Below are 16,886 nucleotides of genomic sequence, written 5' to 3'. Positions count from 1 at the left end.
CGGGCGCTGGGGGCCGACATCATCATGGCCTTCGACCAGTGCCCGCCGGGACAGTCGTCACGGGAGCTGGCGACGGAGGCGTACGAGCGCACCCTGCGCTGGCTGGAACGCTGCCGCCGCCGCTTCGCCGAACTGCCGGGCGAGGACCCGGAAGGGCCGGTGCAGACCCTGTTTCCCATCGTGCAGGGTGGGGTGTACGAAGATCTGCGTCGCGAATCGGCGCGGGCGACGCTTTCCGCGGGCGACTGGCACGGCATCGCCATCGGCGGGCTGTCGGTGGGCGAGCCCAAGCCGAAGATGCACGCCATGCTCGAGGCGGTTCAGCCGGAGCTTCCGCCCGGGCTGCCGCGCTACCTGATGGGCGTGGGCTACCCGGACGACCTGCTGGAGGCGATCGCCCGGGGTGTGGACATGTTCGACTGCGTTGCCCCCACGCGAAACGGGCGCAACGGCGCGGTGTGGATCGCGGGCGAGGGGCAGGCGAACATCAAGCAGCACCGCTTCCGCGCCGACCCGGGGCCGCTGGACCCCGAGTGCGATTGCTACACGTGCCGCACGTACACGCGGGCGTACCTGCGGCACCTGTTCGTGGCGGGCGAGGGGCTGAGCATGCGGCTTCTGTCTATCCACAACCTGCGGTTCCTGGTCCGCCTGGCGGAAACGTCGCGCGAACGGATCGTGGCGGGCGACTTCACCTCGTGGAGCCGCGCCTGGCTGGACCGCTTTCACGCGGGCAAGGCGGCCCGCGCAAACGCCTGAACATCGGCACATCAACCCACGGCTGACCGGATCGATGGAACTCCTTCTTCTCGCGCAGGCTTCGGGGCAGGGCCAGGGCAGTTCGCTGCTGGGGTTCATGCCCATGCTCATCATCATCGTGATCTTCTACATCGTCTTCTTCGTTCCGCAGCGGCGGCAGCTGAAGGCGCACCAGGAGATGGTGAATAGCCTGCAGCGCGGCGACCAGGTGGTCACCGCGGGCGGGCTGATCGGCGAGATCACGGGGATCAAGGACGACCAGGTGCAGGTGAAGAGCGGGCAGTCGACGGTGGTCGTGGAGCGCTCGAAGATTGCCCGGCGCACCGGCCCGGTGACGGCGGGCGCGGAAAAGAAGTAGCATGCCCGTCCTCAAGATCGAGACGCTGGGCGCCGAGGTCCTGCGCCGCCGCGCCGAAGAGGTGCCGGCGCCGGGTCCGGAGCTGGACCGGCTGGTGCAGGACATGTTCGAGACGATGTACGACGCCCGCGGCATCGGCTTGGCGGCGCCGCAGGTGGGGCTGGGGATGCGGCTGATCGTGGTGGACGTGGACGAGGAAGGCGCCGGGAAGCTGGCGCTGATCGACCCGCGCATCGTGGAGTCGGGGGGCGGCACGGAGCGCGTGGAGGAAGGGTGCCTTTCCATCCCCGGCGTCACCGGCTCGGTGGACCGGCCGGCGACGTGCGTGGTCGAGGGGCTGGACACGCAGGGCAACCCGGTGCGCATCGACGCCGACGGGATGATGGCGCGCTGCCTTCAGCACGAGATCGACCACCTTGACGGGGTGCTGTTCATCGACCGCCTGTCGCCGATCAAGCGCTCCATGCTGGTAAAGAAGTACCGCAAGCTGTCGAAGCCGTGAGGGTCCTGTTCTGGGGCACGCCGGCCTTTGCGCTTCCCGCGCTGCGCGCCCTGTGCGAAGAGGGGCACGACGTGGTGGGGGTCGTCACGCAGCCGGACCGGCCGGCGGGGCGGGGACGGGCGGTGGCGCTCTCGCCGGTGAAGCAGGAGGCGCTGGAGATGGGCGTGCCCATCCTGCAGCCGGAACGGGCGCGCGGGGACGAGTTCCTCGCGCAGATTCGCGCGCTCGGCCCCGACATCTCGGTGGTCGTAGCGTTCGGGCAGATCCTGCGGCCCGAGGTGCTGGAGCTGCCGCCGTTGGGGTCGGTGAACATCCATGCCTCGCTGCTGCCCGAGCTTCGCGGCGCGGCGCCCATCCAGTGGGCCATCGTGCGCGGCCACGAGACGTCGGGGGTTTCCATCATGCGCATGGAGGCGGGGCTGGATTCCGGCCCGGTGCTGCTGCAGGTAGAGGAGCCCATCGAGTCCGACGAGTCCGCCAGCGAGCTGGCCATGCGCCTGGCCGAGGTGGGCGCCGAGGCGCTGGTGGAGGCGCTGGCCCTCATGGAGGCGGGCGGGCTGGATGCCCTGCCACAGGACCACGCCCGCGCCACGTACGCGCCCAAGGTGGACCGCGAGGTGGCGCGCCTGGACTGGTCGCGCTCCGCGGACGAGGTGGCGCTGTGGATTCGCGGGATGGACGACGTGCCGGGCGCCTGGAGTCCGCTGGGTGACCGCGGCCCGGTGAAGCTATTTCGCCCGCAGGTGGTGCCCGAGGCGGTCGGCGCACCGGGCGAGGTGCTGGAGGCGGACGGCCAGGAGGGCGTGCTGATCGCCTGCGCCAGCGGCGCCGTGCGCGTGCGCGAGGTGCAGCCGCCGGGCAAGCGCCGGATGGGCGCGGGCGAGTGGGTGCGCGGCCGCGGCGTGTCGGTGGGCGACCGGTTCGGTGGCGAGGCCTGATTCGCTTCCGCCGCTTCACATCGTCACCGACGACGAGGTGGTGGGCCGGACGGACTTCGCGGATCGCGCGAGGCTCATCCTGGAGGCTGGCGGGCGCGACATCGTGTTCCACCTTCGCGCCCCGCGCGCCTCCGGACGCCGCCTGCACGACCTCGCCGACGTGATCAGTCGCACGGCTGACGGGGGCGCGGTGCTGCTGGTGAACGAGCGGATCGACGTTGCGCTCGCGGCGGCGGATGGCGCGCAGGTGGGTGCACGCGGGGTGCGGGTGCGCGACGCATGGCGGATGCTGGGTCCGGACCGGTTCGTCGGCGCCTCCGTCCACTCAGCCGCCGAGGCGATCGACGCGGCAGCGGAAGGAGCGGACTTCGTGGTCGCCGGGACGATCTGGCCGACGCCGTCGCACCCGGGACGGGCAGGCGCCGGGCTGGAGTTGATCCGGGAGATCGCGTCGTCGGGCATCCGCGTGATCGCGATCGGCGGGGTGACGCCGGAGCGGGCGGGGGAGGCGCGCGAGGCGGGGGCGTCCGGGATCGCGGTGATCCGCGGGGTGTGGGACGCGGCGGATCCCGCCGAGGCCGTCCGCGAATATCTGAAGTACTGGAAGGGAACCGATGTCTGACACGCTGGTGGCGGAGGAAATCACGGTCCGGGTCAACGGCGACGAGCGCGCCATTCCCGCGGGGCTGACAGTCGACCGCCTGCTGGAGCACCTGTCGCTGAATCCGCGCATGGTCGTAGTGGAGCGCAATTGCGAGATCCTGCGCCGCGAATCGCTGGCGGAGACCGTCGTCCACGAGGGGGATTCGCTCGAGCTGGTCCACTTCGTAGGCGGCGGCTGACCGTCGTCGATGTCAGCCGGAGCGCACACGAATTCTCCCCCTCGCCCCGTCTGCGGCCCCGTCTGCGGGAGAGGGGGTCGGCGCGAGGCAGCCAAGGCATGCGCCGGCGCCGATCGAATCGTCCCATATCGCACTTACGAACTGAAGTCCGATGTCCGAAGCACTGCTCGACACTCCCACCGCCCTGGACGCGCCGCTGGTGATCGCCGATCGCCCGCTGCGGTCGCGGCTGATGCTGGGGACGGGAAAATACCGCACGAACCCGGAGATGGTGGCGGCCATCCAGGCGTCCGGAACCGAGGTGGTGACGGTCGCCGTCCGCCGGGTGGACCTGGACCGGACGAAGGAAGAGGGCGTTCTCCATCACCTGGATCCCAACGACTACCTGCTGCTTCCCAACACCGCCGGGTGCTACACGGCCGAAGACGCCATCCGCTACGCTCGCCTGGCGCGCGCCGCCGGCTTCACCAACTGGGTGAAGCTGGAGGTGATCGGCGACCAGGAGACGCTGCTGCCCGATGCCGAGGCCACCCTGCGCGCCGCGCGGGAGCTCGTGGCGGACGGCTTCGTCGTGCTCGCGTACACCAACGACGACCTGATCACGGCGCTGCGGCTGGAAGACGCGGGGTGCGCGGCGGTGATGCCGCTGGCCTCGCCCATCGGCAGCGGGCTGGGGCTGGTGAACCCGTACAACATCCGCACGATCAAGGCGCGCCTCTCGGTGCCGGTGATCGTGGACGCGGGCGTGGGCACGGCGTCGGACGCGGCGGTGACGATGGAGCAGGGCGTGGACGGCATCCTGATGAACACGGCCGTGGCCGAGGCGCGCGACCCCGTGCGCATGGGCCGCGCGATGGCGCTGGCGACGGAGGCGGGCCGCCTGGCGTACCTGGCCGGCCGCATGCCGCGTCGGGAGCGCGCCGTGCCGTCGTCGCCCCTGGCCGGCATGCTGGACTGAACGGAATGGCGGCACAGCCGACGGTTACCCGGCAGGCGGCGCTGGAAGCGCTTGCCCGCGTCCGGGAGGGCGAGCTGGGTGATCGCGCGCTCGACGCGGCCACCGAGGGGCTGGACCCGCGTGACCGGGCGTGGACGCAGGAGCTGGTGTACGGCACCTTTCGGCTGCAGGGGCGGCTGGACCACATCGTCGATACCTTCGCGCGGGACGGCGCGGCCAGTCTGGACCCCACGGTGCTCGACGTGCTTCGCCTGGGCGCGTACCAGCTGCTGGAGATGGGGAGCGTTCCCGCGTACGCCGCCGTCTCCGAATCCGTGGAGCTGGTGAGGATGGCGGGGGTGCCGCGCGCCTCGGGGCTGGTAAACGGCATCCTGCAGAACCTGCGGCGGCGCCCCGAGATCGTGTATCCGTCGTTCGACGACGATCCCGCCGCGTTCCTCTCCACCTGGGGCTCGCACCCGCGGTGGCTGGTGGAGAAGTGGATCGAGCGCTGGGGCCCCGCGCAGGCGCGGGTGCTGGTGGAGGCGAACAACCGGCGGCCGGAGCTGTACATCCGGCCGCTGGGCGTCTCCGTAGACGAGGCGCGGGCACGGCTGCGGGCGGCGGAAATCGAATCGAATCCGGTCGACTTCGCGCCCGACTCGCTGCACGTCCCGGCCGCACCGGTCTCGGAGGTGCTGACCGCGGTGCCGGCCGTGGTGCAGGATCCGGCGGCGGCCCTCGTCGTGCGCTACGCCGACGTCGCTGAAGGCGCTACGGTACTGGACGTGTGCGCGGCGCCCGGCGGCAAGGCGCTGGGGCTGGCGGAGCGCGCGGGGCGCGTCATCGCGGCGGACCTGTCGCGCCGGAGGATGCGGCGCGTGACGCAGAACTCCGCGCGGCTCGGGTGGGACGACCGTATCGGCGTGGTGGTGGCGGACGCGCGCCGGCCGCCGTTCCGCGCGGCAGACGCGGTGCTGCTGGATGCGCCCTGCACGGGTACGGGAACGCTGCGCCGGCACCCCGACGGGCGCTGGCGGGTGACGCCGGATGACCTGGAAGCCCTGGTGCGGCTGCAGGACGAGCTGCTGGCCGCGTCGGCGGAGCTGGTGCGCCCCGGGGGCCTGCTGGTCTATTCCACCTGTTCGCTGGAGCGGGAGGAGAACGAGTTGCGAGTGGAGCAGTTCCTTGGTGCGCGCCCCGGGTGGGCGCTGGAGGCGACGAGCGCCGTGGACGGGTCCGTGCTGGACGAATCCGGGCGGCTGTGCGTGCTGCCCCAGCGCCACGGCGTGGACGGCGCGTTCGCGGCGCGGCTGCGGAGGCCCGCGTGAGCCGCAAGCCTCCGCGCTACTACGCGCGCGTCCGGCCGCCGTCGCGGGGCTGGCATCGCGAGATCCCCGGCCGCGTCCGGCGGTACTTCGACGAGCGCCGCCTGCAGAAGTACGTGCTGATTACCGGGCTGTCGATGTTCGTGGTCGGCTACCTGGTGATGACGTTCCTGTTCTTTCCCGGCTTCGGGCGCTCGCCCATCGTCACGGTCCCTGACCTGACCGGGCGCACGGCGGGGCAGGCGGAGCGCGCGGTGGAGCGGCTGGGGCTGGAGATGCTGCGCGGCGGGCAGCTGCCCAACCCGCGTGTGGGCCGCGGGCGCGTGCTGATGCAGACGCCCCTGCCCGGCGAAGAGGTGGCGCGGGGCACGCAGGTGCGTATCGTGCTCAGCTCCGGGCCGGAGACGCGCGTCGTGCCCTCCATCAAGGGGCTCTCCCGCGCGGACGCCATCATCCTGCTGCAGCGCTACGGCTTTCGCGTGGCCATCCGCACCATGCTGCACCGCAGCGAGGAGGGCAGCATCATCGGCCTGCGGCCCGAGGCGGGGAAGCCGGCCGCGCTTCCCGGCCCGGTGGAGCTGCTGATCAGCGCGGGGCCGCCCAAGGTGCTGGTGCCCAGCGTCGTCGGACTGCTGGAGGACGCCGCCCAGGCGCGGCTGCAGGTGACGTCGCTGAGCGCGGGCCGGGTGGCGTACGATCCGGCGTCCGCCGAGCCGGCGGGAACGGTGATCGCGCAGTCGCCGGCGGCGGGCGACAGCCTGCGGATGGGAAGCTCCGTCCGGCTGACGTTGGCCGGCGCGGACCCGAACCCGCCGCCGCCCCCCGCCGCGGACACGGTGGCGGTGGATTCCGCGGCGGCGGAACCGGCGGTGGAAGAGCCCATCCCCGATCCGGAGCCTGAGCCGGACGAACCCCCGCGGCGATAGGCTGCGGGACAAGAGACACTGAACAGCGGGACGATGGCGATACGATGGCGAAGCGGCGGCAGTGGGTGTGGTGGGTGGCGACGCTGGGGGTGCTCGCGGCGCTGCTGGCGGCGGGGTGGAGTGTGCGCGATCACTTCCTCCCCATGGACGTGGGCACCCGCGCCCCCGACTTCCGGGCCGTAGACCTGCAAGGCCGTCCCGTGTCGCTTTCGGCGCTGCGCGGCCAGGTGGTGCTGGTGAACATCTGGGCCACGTGGTGCGGCCCCTGCCGCGACGAGATGCCGTCGATGGAGCGGCTTCACCGCGAGTTGGGCCCGCGCGGGTTGAAGATCGTGGCCGTCAGCGTCGACAAGGCGCCCACGGGTGCGAAGGATCTGCAGGCGTTCGCGCAGGAACTGGGGCTGACGTTCACCGTGTGGCACGACGCGTCCGGGCGCATCCAGCAGACGTACCGGACCACTGGCGTGCCCGAGTCGTTCCTGGTGGGGCGCGACGGCGTGATCGTCCGCAAGGTGATCGGCGCGACGGAGTGGGACCACCCCGCGCAGGCCGACCTCGTGCGCCGCCTGCTCGCCGAGGGACCCGCGTGAAGCGGTCGCTGGCCCGCAGCCTCACGTACAACTGGCGGCTGAAGCTTTCCGCCCTGGCGCTGGCCGTCCTCATCTGGGCCGTAGTCAGCGCCGAGCAGGTGACCAGCCAGTGGATTCCCGTGCGCGTGGATCCCGTGGTGCGCGACCCGGAGTTCGTGGTGACCGCCCCGGCCGAACCGGCCGTGGTCAGCGTGCAGGTCACCGGACCCGGCCGCGAGCTGTGGGAGCTGGCCATCAACCGCCCCACGCTGGTGCTCTCGGTGCGCGACGTGGGCGAGCGGCGCACCTTTGGGCTGGACCCGTCGATGGTGCGCATTCCGCAGGGGCTGGCGGTGCGGGTGAGCGACGTGCGGCCGTCCGTCGTCACGCTGGGGCTGGAGCGGCTGACCAGCCGCATGGTGCCCGTTCGGGCGCGCATCGCCGCACGGTCGACGCACCGCTATGCGGTCGGCGAAGACCTGGTGATCCTTCCCGCCGAGGTGCGGGTGACCGGCCCGGCGGACCGCCTTGCCGCGCTGGAGGCGCTCACGACGCGCAGCTTCGACGTGGTGCCCAACGACTCCACCTTCAGCCACGAGGTGGCGCTCGACACCGCTGCGCTCGATGGGCTGAGCTTCGCCCGCACGCGGGTGCGGGTGAGCGGAACGGTGGACCGGCGCGTGGAGCGGACGGTCGGGCCCATCCGCGTCTCCGCGCCGGACGGGCTGCAGGCGCAGCCCGCGGAGGTGACCGTCCGCCTCTCCGGGCCCGAGCGCGCTTTGCGACGCGTGTTCCCTGGCGCGTTGCGAGCCGTGATTTCGCACGATTCGCTTCCGCCGGCGCTTCCTCCCGCGGGTGCCGACGCGCGGGTGGTCGTCGAGAGGTTGCCCGCGGGCGTGACGGCCACGGCAGTTCCCGAGCGCGTGCGGGTGCTGCCCCCGGGTGCCGCGCCGTCGCCGCCGTCCGCAGCCAATCCCGCTCCCGCGGCCCAGGCACCCCGGTGAGCGGCGAACCGCTGGTGCTGGCGATCGAGACCAGCTGCGACGAGACCTCCGCCGCCGTGCTGCGGGGTGAGCGCGAACTGCTGGGGCACGTGATCTTCACGCAGGACATCCACACGCTGTACGGCGGCGTGGTTCCGGAGCTCGCTTCCCGCGCCCACCTGCGCACCGTGGATGACGTGGTCGCGGGCGCGCTGCGCGAGGCGGGCGTGGGGCTGGAGGACGTGGACGTCGTCGGTGTGACCGCGGGGCCCGGGCTGATCGGCGCGCTGCTGGTGGGCGTCGCGTGGGGGAAGGCGGCGGCGTGGGCCGCGGGCAAGCCGGTGGTGGGCGTGCACCACATGGAAGGGCACCTGTTCGCCACGCACCTGGAGCACCCCGGCGCCGAGCCGCCGTTCGTGGCCCTCCTCGTGTCCGGCGGCCACACCATGCTGCTGTGGGTGCCCGCGTGGGGCGAGTACAAGCTGCTGGGTGCGACGCGTGACGACGCGGCGGGCGAGGCGTTCGACAAGGCGGCGAAGATCCTGGGACTGCCATACCCCGGCGGACCGTCCATCCAGCGCGCCGCGGCCGAGGGAGACCCTACCCGCCATCCGCTGCCCCGTCCGCTGCTCAACCGCGGCGAGCGCCCGGGTGACCGCGAGTACTACGACATGTCGTTCAGCGGGCTGAAGAACGCCCTGCGGCTGCTCGTGCGCCGCCTGGAAGGGGAGGGAAGGCTCGCGGACGAAGTGCCGCACGTGGCCGCCTCGTTCCAGGCGGCGGTAGTGGACGTGCTGGTCGCAAAGACGATGCGGGGCGTGCGCGAGATGCGCTGCCCGCGCGTGGTGCTGGGCGGGGGCGTGGCGAACAGCCGGGCGCTTCGCGAGGCGCTGGCCCAGCGGCTGGGGGAGAACGGCCAGTTGTACGCGCCGTCGCCGCGGCTATCCACCGACAATGCGGCCATGATCGCCCGCGCCGCGCTCTTCCGCTGGCAGCGCGGCGAGGTGGGCGGGCTGGAACTGAACGCCCGCGCGGACCTGCCGTTTCCCGGGCTTACGAAGTAACGGAACCCGCCGTGGCACGGGGAGTGAAGGACAGGAACGAAGTCGGGAAGTCACCACCGTACGAACGTCGCTCCAGGGCCGGCTTTGATCTCGCTTCTTCACGTTTCGGACCTTCACTTCGGCCCGCCGCACCACCCGGAGGTGGCGCGGGCACTGCACGCCTTTGCGCACCGGCTGCAGGCCGACTGCATCGTGGCCTCGGGCGACTTCACCCAGCGCGCCACCGAGGAGCAGTTCGCCGAGGCGCGCGCATTCCTGAACACGCTCCCCAGCGTTCCCCTGATCGTCACGCCGGGGAACCACGACGTGCCGCTGATGCGGATCGCCGAGCGGGTGCTCGATCCCTATCGCTACTACCGCAAGCACATCCTCCCGGAGCTGGACACCGTTACCGACATCCCGGGTGCGCGCATCGTCGCCATCAACTCCACCGCGCCACTCAAGGCTACGGTCAACGGCCGCATCCACCAGTGGCAGATCGACTTTGCGCGCGAGGCGTTCCAGGGGATCGCTGACGAGACGTACCGCATCGTGGTGGCCCATCACAACTTCGCGCCGCCGCCGGACTGGGAGGGCGCCGATGCCATGCCCCAGGCCAGGCGCGCGCTGGACGCGTTCACGGCCATGCGCGTGGACCTGATCCTGGGCGGCCACCTGCACCGCGCGTACATCGGCAACTCGCTCGACGTGTACGCCGGGGCAGACCGCGAGCACGGCATCGTCATCGCGCAGAGCGGCACCACCACCTCGCGGCGCGGGCGCGCGCGCGAGCGGGAAAAGAACTCGCTGAACGTGCTGAAGCTGGATGACAAGCACATCCGCATCACGCACTACATGTACTTTGACGACGCGGGCGACTTTCTGCCCACCAGCCGCCACCTGTTCTATCGCCGCGGCCGGCCGCCGCTGGACGACGAGGGCGAGGTGACCAAGGCGCTGTGGATGGATGACCGCAAGGAGGTGCGCGATGCCGCGGTATGAGCGCCGGCGCCTGTCGAAGGGTGAGGAGATGAAGGCCGTGGGGATGGCGGCCGGCGTAGCAGCGGGCATCGGCGCCGCTGCATGGTACGTTGCGCGGATCTTCCTGGCGCGCGAACGGGTGGCCGGCGCCTCCGCACCCTCCCCCGCATCCGCACAGGAGGCGGGGGGATGAAGAGGAACCGGGCCGTCCGTCTCTTCACCTGGGGGCTGGGCGGGGTGCTGCTGGGCGTAGCGCTCGCCGTGCTGGTGCTGAACATCGTCGCGCGCACCCGGACCGGGCACGAGTTCGTGCTGCAGCGCACCCTGCGTGCGCTGGGCAAGGGGCTGAACGGCGGCCAGCTGCACGTCGACCGCATCGACGGAAACCTGTTCGAGGGCGCCAAGCTGTACGGCGTGTCGCTCAAGGACCGGCAGGGCCGCGCCTTCGTCCTGGCCGACAGCGCCTACCTGGACTACGACGTCAAGACACTGCTCTCGCCGCGCATCCACATCACCCGGGCCACGCTGTACGAGCCCGAGGTGTACGTGTTCAAGCTGCCCGGCGACTCGCTGTGGAACTACCAGGCGATCTTCGCGGCCGCTCCCAACCAAAGAGACACCACGAAGCGCGTGGAGCGCGTCACCCTGCTCGACACCCTGCGGATGATCGACGGCGTGGTGCGCGTTCAGAACGTGTGGAAGCCGGACTCCACGCTATCGGCCCGCGCGCAGCAGGCCGAGATCGCGGCGGCGCTCTCCGACACCTCCGTGGTCCTGGTGAACCGCGTGGGCGGCGGGTACATCCGCACCATGAACTTCCGGCGGATGAACGGCCGCCTCTCCCGCGTCCGCTTCGCGCCGGGAACGCGCTCGGGCTCGCGCATTCACGTGGATTCGTTGCGCACGGAAGCGCAGATCTTCCGGCAGCCGGTGCAGCTGCACCACAGCCAGGGGACCATCGCGCTGCTGAAGGGGCACATCGAGTTCGACGTTCCCGTCGTGCGGCTGCGCAACTCGCTGCTGGCCACGTCGGGCGTGGTTCGCAGCGACAGCTTTCCGCGGTGGTTCAACCCCGCCGAGGCGCCCATGTACGACGTGGCGTTCCGCACCGACTCGGTGGATTTCGGCGACTTGCGCTGGCTGTACAAGCGCTTTCCCGAAGACGCGGCGGGCCGGCTGTCGCTGCGCATCGAGTCGCGGCCGGGCGGCACCATGTTCCTGGCGCGCAACGCCGACGTGCGCGCACCGGGCACGCACATCACGGGCAGCTTCGGCATGCAGGTGGGCGACACCCTGCGCTTCATGGACGTGGCCCTGAAGGCGGAGCCCGTGCGCGTGTCCACCATCGAGCGGATGCTCCCCGAAGGCCTGCCCGTGCGCGGGCTGCAGCTGGGCGGGGCGGAGATCCGCGGCGCTCCCTGACGGGAATGGATCACGCGGAGGCGCGGAGGACGCGGAGAAAAGCAGAGGAAGCCCTCCGCGACCTCCGCGCCTCCGCGTGAGATTCCTTGATCGTCAGAGAAACGCAGCGGGCCCGGAGGATGATCCTCCGGGCCCGCTCTCGTCGTTGCTCCACCCGGCTCAGCCGGCGGCCACCAGTTCCCCCTGCGACGAAGGGGCGGGCGCCAGCCGGCGCACGACGGTAAGGATGCGGTGCAGGTTGCACGGCTTGGGAAGCAGCGCGCTGAAGCCTTCTTCCAGAACGCGCGCCTCCGGCCACTTCAGGACGTCGGCCGTGAGGGCGACCACGGGGATGCCGGACGTTTCCGGCGACTGCGCCAGCTCCCGGCGCGCCGCGATTCCGTCCATGCGAGGCATGCGCATGTCCATCAGCACCACGTCGGGGCGGGAGTCGCGGGCCATCAGCACGCCCTCCGCGCCGTCGCGGGCCTGGAGTACGCGGTAGCCGGCGTGCTGAAGCAGGACGCCGCAGACGGTCTGGTGATCGGGGTCGTCGTCGACGATCAGAACGGTAACGGGCGGCATGGACCAGCTCCGCGGGCGGGCTTCCGGATGGGGGATGGAAACATCAATGTAGTCGCCGTTACTCGATTGTACAACGTATTTGTAGGGTTACGACGTTCCCCGACGCTTTTCGTTGTCGCGGGTTCACTGAAGTCGGGGCCTCGGCTGCCTTGGGGCCCTCACCCGGCCGCGCTGACACGCGTGCCACCCTCTCCCACAAGGGGGGCGAGGGTGTACATCCAAGAGTCGCGCTCGCCAAGCCAGCCGAAGCGCACGCTGTCATCCAGAGGCCCAGGCGCACCGCACTGGCCCGGGGCCCAACCCTCGCGGGCCGAAGGATCTAGCGGCGGACACGTACAAGCTCGGGTGCGGCAGCGGCCAGTGTAGCCGGGGCCTCCGCTGCCGCCGGGCCCTCACCCGGCCGCGCTGACACGCGTGCCACCCTCTCCCACAAACAGCGTGCAAACAGCGTGGGAGAGGGGGTACACACCACGATCGAGCGCACCAAGCCAGCCGAAGCGCAATCGAATTCTCCCCTCTCCGCATGCGCAGCATGCGGGGAGGGGCCGGGGGAGGGGCCCACCCGGGGCATGAGCCACGGTCAGCCGAAGCGCACCGAGCTCCGCCAGCCTCCGCGCGCCCCGCCGCGCCGCGCCCGTGAAGCGAGGCGACTCCGGCATCTGTGCCGCTGTCGCGTCCAAGCTGGGAAGTGGCACATGCAAGATCCTTCGGCCCGCGAAGGGTGTGCTAGGGGCAGGTTTGGCGCACCTGGGCCTCAGGATGACAGGCTCTGGTGCGGCGAAGGGCCTTGGTAGCGCACCACACTGGCTCCCTTCCCCCGCGCTGTTTGCGGGGGAAGGGCTGGGGATGGGGGGCGCCCGCGGGATGCGCCAGATCCAGCCTCCTTCGCCGAAGGTTCTCCCTCTCCGCACGCAATTTCTGCGGGAGGGGCCGGGGGTGGGGCCCCAAAAACGAGAACCGCCCCTCCCCCGAAATCCGGGGGAGGGGCGGTCTTTCATCCACGCTCCAGCGCGACGATTACTTCTCGTCCGTGTACGTCGGGCGAGGAGGCGTGTCGATGTGCGCCTGGTGGTGCGTGCGCTGCACCACGCTGTTCCGCCGGCCGTACAGGAAGTAGATCGCCAGGCCGATGGCCAGCCACAGGAACAGCCGCTCCCACGCAACACGCGGCAGCCCCGTCATCAGGTACACGCACGACAGGATGCCCAGGATGGGGAACAGCGGCACGAACGGCGTCTTGAACGGGCGCGGACGGTTCGGCTCCTTCACGCGCAGGTACCACACGCCCGCGCACACGATGCTGAAGGCCAGCAGCGTGCCGATGGACACCAGGTGTCCCAGCTCCGACACGTCGTAGTACCCCGCCAGGAACGCGCAGACCAGGCCCACCAGCGCGCTGCTGATGTGCGGCGTGCGGAAGCGCGGGTGCAGGCGGCTGAACACCGGCGGAAGCAGGCCGTCGCGCGACATCGTGTAGAAGATGCGCGGCTGGCTCATCAGCATCACCAGCATCACCGACGAAAGACCGGCGATGGCGCCCACCTTGATCCACGGAGCCAGCCAGGTGTAGCCCGTGGCGTCGATGGCCACCGCGATGGGCTCGCCCACGTTCAGGCGCGGGTACTCCACGATGCCGGTCATGATCCCCGACACCAGGATGTACAGCACGGTGCAGATGACCAGCGAGCCCAGGATGCCGATGGGCATGTCGCGCTGCGGGTTCCGCGCTTCCTGCGCCGTGGTCGACACCGCGTCGAAGCCGATGTAGGCGAAGAAGATCACGCCGCCCGCCGCGATGATGCCGTTGAAGCCGAACGCCCCCGGACCGGTACGCTGCGGGATGAAGGGCGTCCAGTGGTCCATCGACTGTCCCCAGTGCGTGAGGACGTAGTAGCCGCCCGCCAGGATGAACGCCCCGACCACGGCCAGCTTGATGCCCACCGCGAAGTTGTTGAAGCGCGCCGACTCCTTGATGCCCGTCACCAGCAGCACCGTCACGGCGAAGATGCCGAGCGCCGCGATGATGTTGAAGCCGCCGTTCGCCTGCGGAAGGGTGTCGATGCTGACGCCCTGCGCCGCCAGTGACTGGGTGAGCTCCTCGGTCTTGCGCACCCAGGTGTCGGAGCCCGGGGCCTGCACCAGCTCACCGGACGGGTTGGTCAGGTAGGGCGGAAGGACGACGCCCACGTCCTTGAGGAACGAGTTCACGTACCCCGACCACCCCGCCGCCACCGTCGCCGCGCCGAACAGGTACTCCAGGATCAGGTCCCACCCGATGATCCACGCGATCAGCTCGCCCAGCGTGGCGTAGCCGTAGGTGTACGCGGAGCCCGCGATGGGGATCATGGACGCGAACTCGGCATAGCAGAGGCCGGCGAAGACGCAGGCGATGCCGGCGAACACGAACGCCAGCACGATCGCGGGTCCCGCGTGCTGCGCGGCCGCCGTGCCCGTGAGCACGAAGATACCCGTTCCGATGATGGCGCCGATGCCCAGCGACACCAGGTTCAGCGGGCCGAGCTCGCGTTTCAGGCTGTGCTCGCCTTCGGAAAAGGCGTCCGCCTGCAGCTCGTCGATGTTCTTGCGGGCGAAAAGACTCATGACTGCTCCGGTGTGGGCGGACTCCGGTCCGCCGCGGGGGGTGGAGTGTGATGTACCGCGCCGGGCGGGCGCGTGCTTCCAGCGGCCTAGGGCCGCGCTCGGCCGTGTGTGGCTCCGCCCCTGGGCGGGCGGGGGTTCTCCCGGAGTCGGGGGAATCGCGATCCAGCGTAGGTGATGCTGAAGCGCATGAATGTAAGCGGCGTGCGGCTCCGGTCAAGCATTCGTTCGAAGCCCCTCCCAAAATCGTCGCGTTCCGGCGCCCAGCATAGGCGCCCCTCGCCGTTCATCCGCATTGCGCCCCCGGCCCCGCGCACGTTAGTGTGCCGCTCCGGGGCGGCCGCGCGCCGCCCGCGAACCCCGCGTGCGCGACTTCCATGTCCGAGCTGCTGGCCGTTCCCGAGTCCCGCGCCTTTCCCCTGCGCCGGCTGCTGCAGCCGCTGCTGGGCGCCCGCAGCGTGGCGCTTCACACGCACGTGCACGCCGACGGCGACGGGGCCGGGTCGCAGGCGGCGCTGGCGGCGTGGCTGGAGGGGCGGGGAATCCGCTGCACCATCGTCAACCCCACGCCCTTTCCCGACTCGCTGCGCTTCGTGCTTCACCGCCAGGACGTGGTGGCCGACCTGGGCACCCCCGAGGCCGAGGCCGCCCTGGACGAGGCCGACCTTTTCCTGGTGCTCGACACCAGCGAGCCGGAGCGCATCGGCAAGCTGGCGCAGCGCATTCCCCGCGACCGCACGCTGGTGGTGGACCATCACCCCGCGGGAAGCGAGGTGGTGGGCGACGTGGCCGTGCAGGACCCCACCGCCGCCGCCACCGGCGAAATGGTGTACGACATCATCACGCTGTCGGGCGACGCCGTGCCGCAGGCGTCGGCGCTGGGCGCGTACGTGGCGCTGGTCAGCGATACGGGGTCGTTCCGCTTCGGCAACACCACGCCCCGGGTGCTGGCGGTGGCCGGCGAGCTGATGACGCTGGGCATCGACCCCGAGGTGGTGTACCGCCGCCTGTTCGCCACGGCGCCGCGCCGCCGGCTGGAGCTGCTGCGCGAGGCGCTGGCCACCCTGGAAAGCGACGACCGCGTGGGGTGGATGGTGGTGCCGCACGAGGTCACCCGGCGGCTGGGCGTTTCCGGCGAAGACTTCGACGGGCTGATCGAGCACGTTCGCTCCATGGAGGGCACGGAGGTGGCGCTGCTCTTCCGGGAGACCGCGCCCGGCGAAACCAAGATCTCCTTCCGCTCCAACGGCGCCGCCGACGTCAACCGCATCGCGCGCGAGTTCGGCGGGGGCGGGCACGTGAAGGCGGCCGGCGCCAACGTCCCGGAGCCCGCCGCCACCCTGGTTCCCCGCGTGATCGAAGCCGTCCGCCGCGCCCTCCGCGGCTGAACGGCCTATCCTTCCCGGCGCTCCGCGAAACGCGCGCGAGCGCCGTCTTCACCCCCTCCGCCACACGCCCATGACCGTACCCTGCCGCCAGTGCAGCACCCCCGTGGATCCCTCCGCCGCCGTCTGCCCGGTCTGCGGCGCGGCCAATCCCGGCCAGCGCCACGGCCCGCCTCCGGGCCCCGCGGCCGCCGCCTCGTACGCGAGCGTCCAGCGGACCGGGCCGGAGCAGGTGGTCATCACCGGGGTCGACATTCCGTTCGGCCGGATGGTGATGCTGATCCTGAAGGTGATGATCGCCTCCATTCCCGCGTACATCCTCCTGATGATCATCTTCCTGGCGCTCTTCGCGGTGGTCGGCGGGATGGCGGCCGCGTTGATGCCGGGGCTGTTCGGCGGAGGCGGCGGGGGACTGGAAGGGCTGTAGTCCACTGGGCATGAATGCGAAGGGGCGCATCCGGGTGAACCGGATGCGCCCCTTCGCACTCTCGCCGTCCGGCCGCTAGAAGTCGCGGTACGGGCGGCGCTTGGCGTAGTTGTAGGCGGTGATGGCGGCGACCACGTGGGCCACCCATCCCAGCAGCCCGCCCGTTCCCAGCCACAGGCCGGGGGTGAACAGGAACCAGAACAGCGCCCGGAACCATGCGCCGTTGTACAGCTGCCCCAGGCCGGGGACGAAAAAGCTCAGCAGAGCCGCAAAACCGGGATCACGCACGGTATCCTCGCTTTCGTAATCAGGTCGCGGGACACG

At 71.1% G+C, this 16,886-nt stretch carries 20 protein-coding genes; 17 read left to right on the top strand and 3 right to left on the bottom strand.

The window, feature by feature from the left end:
- The 15 genes from VIB55_RS08775 to VIB55_RS08705 all read left to right on the top strand — a co-directional run.
- Positions 1-759: tRNA guanosine(34) transglycosylase Tgt (locus tag VIB55_RS08775; protein WP_331876284.1), on the top strand; the 759-nt coding region annotated here is incomplete at its 5' end.
- A 34-nt stretch (positions 760-793) separates the two neighbouring features.
- Positions 794-1,117 (top strand): preprotein translocase subunit YajC, encoded by a 324-nt coding sequence (gene yajC, locus VIB55_RS08770; RefSeq protein ID WP_331025426.1) that lies wholly within the window; start codon positions 794-796, stop codon positions 1,115-1,117.
- A 1-nt stretch (position 1,118) separates the two neighbouring features.
- A complete protein-coding gene (gene def / locus VIB55_RS08765; protein ID WP_331876283.1) occupies positions 1,119-1,619 on the top strand; it encodes a peptide deformylase in 501 nt (166 codons plus the stop codon).
- A complete protein-coding gene (fmt, locus tag VIB55_RS08760; RefSeq protein ID WP_331876282.1) occupies positions 1,616-2,557 on the top strand; it encodes a methionyl-tRNA formyltransferase in 942 nt (313 codons plus the stop codon). Before def ends, fmt begins: the two co-directional genes overlap by 4 nt.
- Positions 2,544-3,179 carry a thiamine phosphate synthase gene (locus VIB55_RS08755; RefSeq protein ID WP_331876281.1) on the top strand — a complete coding sequence of 212 codons (636 nt, stop codon included), beginning with the start codon at positions 2,544-2,546 and terminating at the stop codon, positions 3,177-3,179. The genes fmt and VIB55_RS08755 overlap by 14 nt, the downstream gene beginning before the upstream one ends.
- A complete protein-coding gene (gene thiS / locus VIB55_RS08750) occupies positions 3,172-3,399 on the top strand; it encodes a sulfur carrier protein ThiS (RefSeq protein ID WP_331876280.1) in 228 nt (75 codons plus the stop codon). The genes VIB55_RS08755 and thiS overlap by 8 nt, the downstream gene beginning before the upstream one ends.
- Positions 3,400-3,550: 151 nt before the next feature.
- Positions 3,551-4,357: a thiazole synthase gene (locus VIB55_RS08745; protein ID WP_331876279.1), complete on the top strand. Its 807-nt coding sequence runs from the start codon at positions 3,551-3,553 to the stop codon at positions 4,355-4,357.
- A gap of 5 nt (positions 4,358-4,362) precedes the next feature.
- The gene (rsmB, locus tag VIB55_RS08740) at positions 4,363-5,667 is read left to right on the top strand and encodes a 16S rRNA (cytosine(967)-C(5))-methyltransferase RsmB (RefSeq protein ID WP_331876278.1); all 1,305 of its coding nucleotides are present in this window, start codon (positions 4,363-4,365) and stop codon (positions 5,665-5,667) included.
- Entirely contained in the window at positions 5,664-6,590 is a 927-nt protein-coding gene (locus tag VIB55_RS08735) for a PASTA domain-containing protein (protein ID WP_331876277.1), read from the top strand. Before rsmB ends, VIB55_RS08735 begins: the two co-directional genes overlap by 4 nt.
- A 44-nt stretch (positions 6,591-6,634) precedes the next feature.
- Complete coding sequence (locus VIB55_RS08730) at positions 6,635-7,180, top strand: TlpA disulfide reductase family protein (protein WP_331876276.1); 546 nt, start codon at positions 6,635-6,637, stop codon at positions 7,178-7,180.
- Complete coding sequence (locus tag VIB55_RS08725) at positions 7,177-8,163, top strand: hypothetical protein (RefSeq protein ID WP_331876275.1); 987 nt, start codon at positions 7,177-7,179, stop codon at positions 8,161-8,163. The genes VIB55_RS08730 and VIB55_RS08725 overlap by 4 nt, the downstream gene beginning before the upstream one ends.
- Positions 8,160-9,206 carry a tRNA (adenosine(37)-N6)-threonylcarbamoyltransferase complex transferase subunit TsaD gene (tsaD, locus tag VIB55_RS08720; RefSeq protein ID WP_331876274.1) on the top strand — a complete coding sequence of 349 codons (1,047 nt, stop codon included), beginning with the start codon at positions 8,160-8,162 and terminating at the stop codon, positions 9,204-9,206. Before VIB55_RS08725 ends, tsaD begins: the two co-directional genes overlap by 4 nt.
- Positions 9,207-9,290: 84 nt before the next feature.
- Complete coding sequence (locus VIB55_RS08715) at positions 9,291-10,187, top strand: metallophosphoesterase family protein (protein WP_331876273.1); 897 nt, start codon at positions 9,291-9,293, stop codon at positions 10,185-10,187.
- Positions 10,174-10,359, top strand: a complete 186-nt coding sequence (locus VIB55_RS08710; RefSeq protein WP_331876272.1) for a hypothetical protein — start codon at positions 10,174-10,176, stop codon at positions 10,357-10,359. Before VIB55_RS08715 ends, VIB55_RS08710 begins: the two co-directional genes overlap by 14 nt.
- Positions 10,356-11,588, top strand: coding sequence for a hypothetical protein (locus VIB55_RS08705; RefSeq protein ID WP_331876271.1), 1,233 nt, complete (start codon positions 10,356-10,358; stop codon positions 11,586-11,588). Before VIB55_RS08710 ends, VIB55_RS08705 begins: the two co-directional genes overlap by 4 nt.
- A 159-nt stretch (positions 11,589-11,747) precedes the next feature.
- On the opposite strand, the gene VIB55_RS08700 is transcribed toward VIB55_RS08705, so the two are convergent.
- Together VIB55_RS08700 and VIB55_RS08695 are read right to left on the bottom strand one after the other, a co-directional pair.
- Positions 11,748-12,152 carry a response regulator gene (locus VIB55_RS08700; protein WP_331876270.1) on the bottom strand — a complete coding sequence of 135 codons (405 nt, stop codon included), beginning with the start codon at positions 12,150-12,152 and terminating at the stop codon, positions 11,748-11,750.
- Between the two features lie 1,017 nt (positions 12,153-13,169).
- Complete coding sequence (locus VIB55_RS08695) at positions 13,170-14,753, bottom strand: amino acid permease (protein WP_331876269.1); 1,584 nt, start codon at positions 14,751-14,753, stop codon at positions 13,170-13,172.
- A 374-nt stretch (positions 14,754-15,127) separates the two neighbouring features.
- Between VIB55_RS08695 and VIB55_RS08690 the strand changes: the two genes are divergently transcribed.
- Positions 15,128-16,138 (top strand): bifunctional oligoribonuclease/PAP phosphatase NrnA, encoded by a 1,011-nt coding sequence (locus VIB55_RS08690; protein WP_331876268.1) that lies wholly within the window; start codon positions 15,128-15,130, stop codon positions 16,136-16,138.
- 70 nt (positions 16,139-16,208) lie between these two features.
- On the top strand, positions 16,209-16,562 hold the full coding sequence (locus tag VIB55_RS08685; protein WP_331876267.1) for a hypothetical protein: 354 nt from the start codon (positions 16,209-16,211) through the stop codon (positions 16,560-16,562).
- 75 nt (positions 16,563-16,637) lie between these two features.
- Here VIB55_RS08685 and VIB55_RS08680 read toward each other — a convergent pair whose 3' ends face one another.
- Complete coding sequence (locus VIB55_RS08680) at positions 16,638-16,850, bottom strand: hypothetical protein (RefSeq protein WP_331876266.1); 213 nt, start codon at positions 16,848-16,850, stop codon at positions 16,638-16,640.
- Between the last annotated feature and the right edge of the window lie 36 nt (positions 16,851-16,886).

Origin of the sequence: Longimicrobium sp. (genome assembly GCF_036554565.1) — a bacterium.
Taxonomy (GTDB): domain Bacteria; phylum Gemmatimonadota; class Gemmatimonadetes; order Longimicrobiales; family Longimicrobiaceae; genus Longimicrobium.
This window is presented reverse-complemented; position numbering and strand designations above follow the sequence as displayed.

Coding starts and splice junctions, on each gene's coding strand:
- yajC (WP_331025426.1), top strand. CDS start 794: ATGGAACTCCTTCTTCTCGCGCAGGCTTCGGGGCAGGGCCAGGGCAGT.
- def (WP_331876283.1), top strand. CDS start 1,119: ATGCCCGTCCTCAAGATCGAGACGCTGGGCGCCGAGGTCCTGCGCCGC.
- thiS (WP_331876280.1), top strand. CDS start 3,172: ATGTCTGACACGCTGGTGGCGGAGGAAATCACGGTCCGGGTCAACGGC.
- VIB55_RS08745 (WP_331876279.1), top strand. CDS start 3,551: ATGTCCGAAGCACTGCTCGACACTCCCACCGCCCTGGACGCGCCGCTG.
- rsmB (WP_331876278.1), top strand. CDS start 4,363: ATGGCGGCACAGCCGACGGTTACCCGGCAGGCGGCGCTGGAAGCGCTT.
- VIB55_RS08730 (WP_331876276.1), top strand. CDS start 6,635: ATGGCGAAGCGGCGGCAGTGGGTGTGGTGGGTGGCGACGCTGGGGGTG.
- VIB55_RS08710 (WP_331876272.1), top strand. CDS start 10,174: ATGCCGCGGTATGAGCGCCGGCGCCTGTCGAAGGGTGAGGAGATGAAG.
- VIB55_RS08705 (WP_331876271.1), top strand. CDS start 10,356: ATGAAGAGGAACCGGGCCGTCCGTCTCTTCACCTGGGGGCTGGGCGGG.
- VIB55_RS08700 (WP_331876270.1), bottom strand. CDS start 12,152: ATGCCGCCCGTTACCGTTCTGATCGTCGACGACGACCCCGATCACCAG.
- VIB55_RS08695 (WP_331876269.1), bottom strand. CDS start 14,753: ATGAGTCTTTTCGCCCGCAAGAACATCGACGAGCTGCAGGCGGACGCC.
- VIB55_RS08690 (WP_331876268.1), top strand. CDS start 15,128: ATGTCCGAGCTGCTGGCCGTTCCCGAGTCCCGCGCCTTTCCCCTGCGC.
- VIB55_RS08685 (WP_331876267.1), top strand. CDS start 16,209: ATGACCGTACCCTGCCGCCAGTGCAGCACCCCCGTGGATCCCTCCGCC.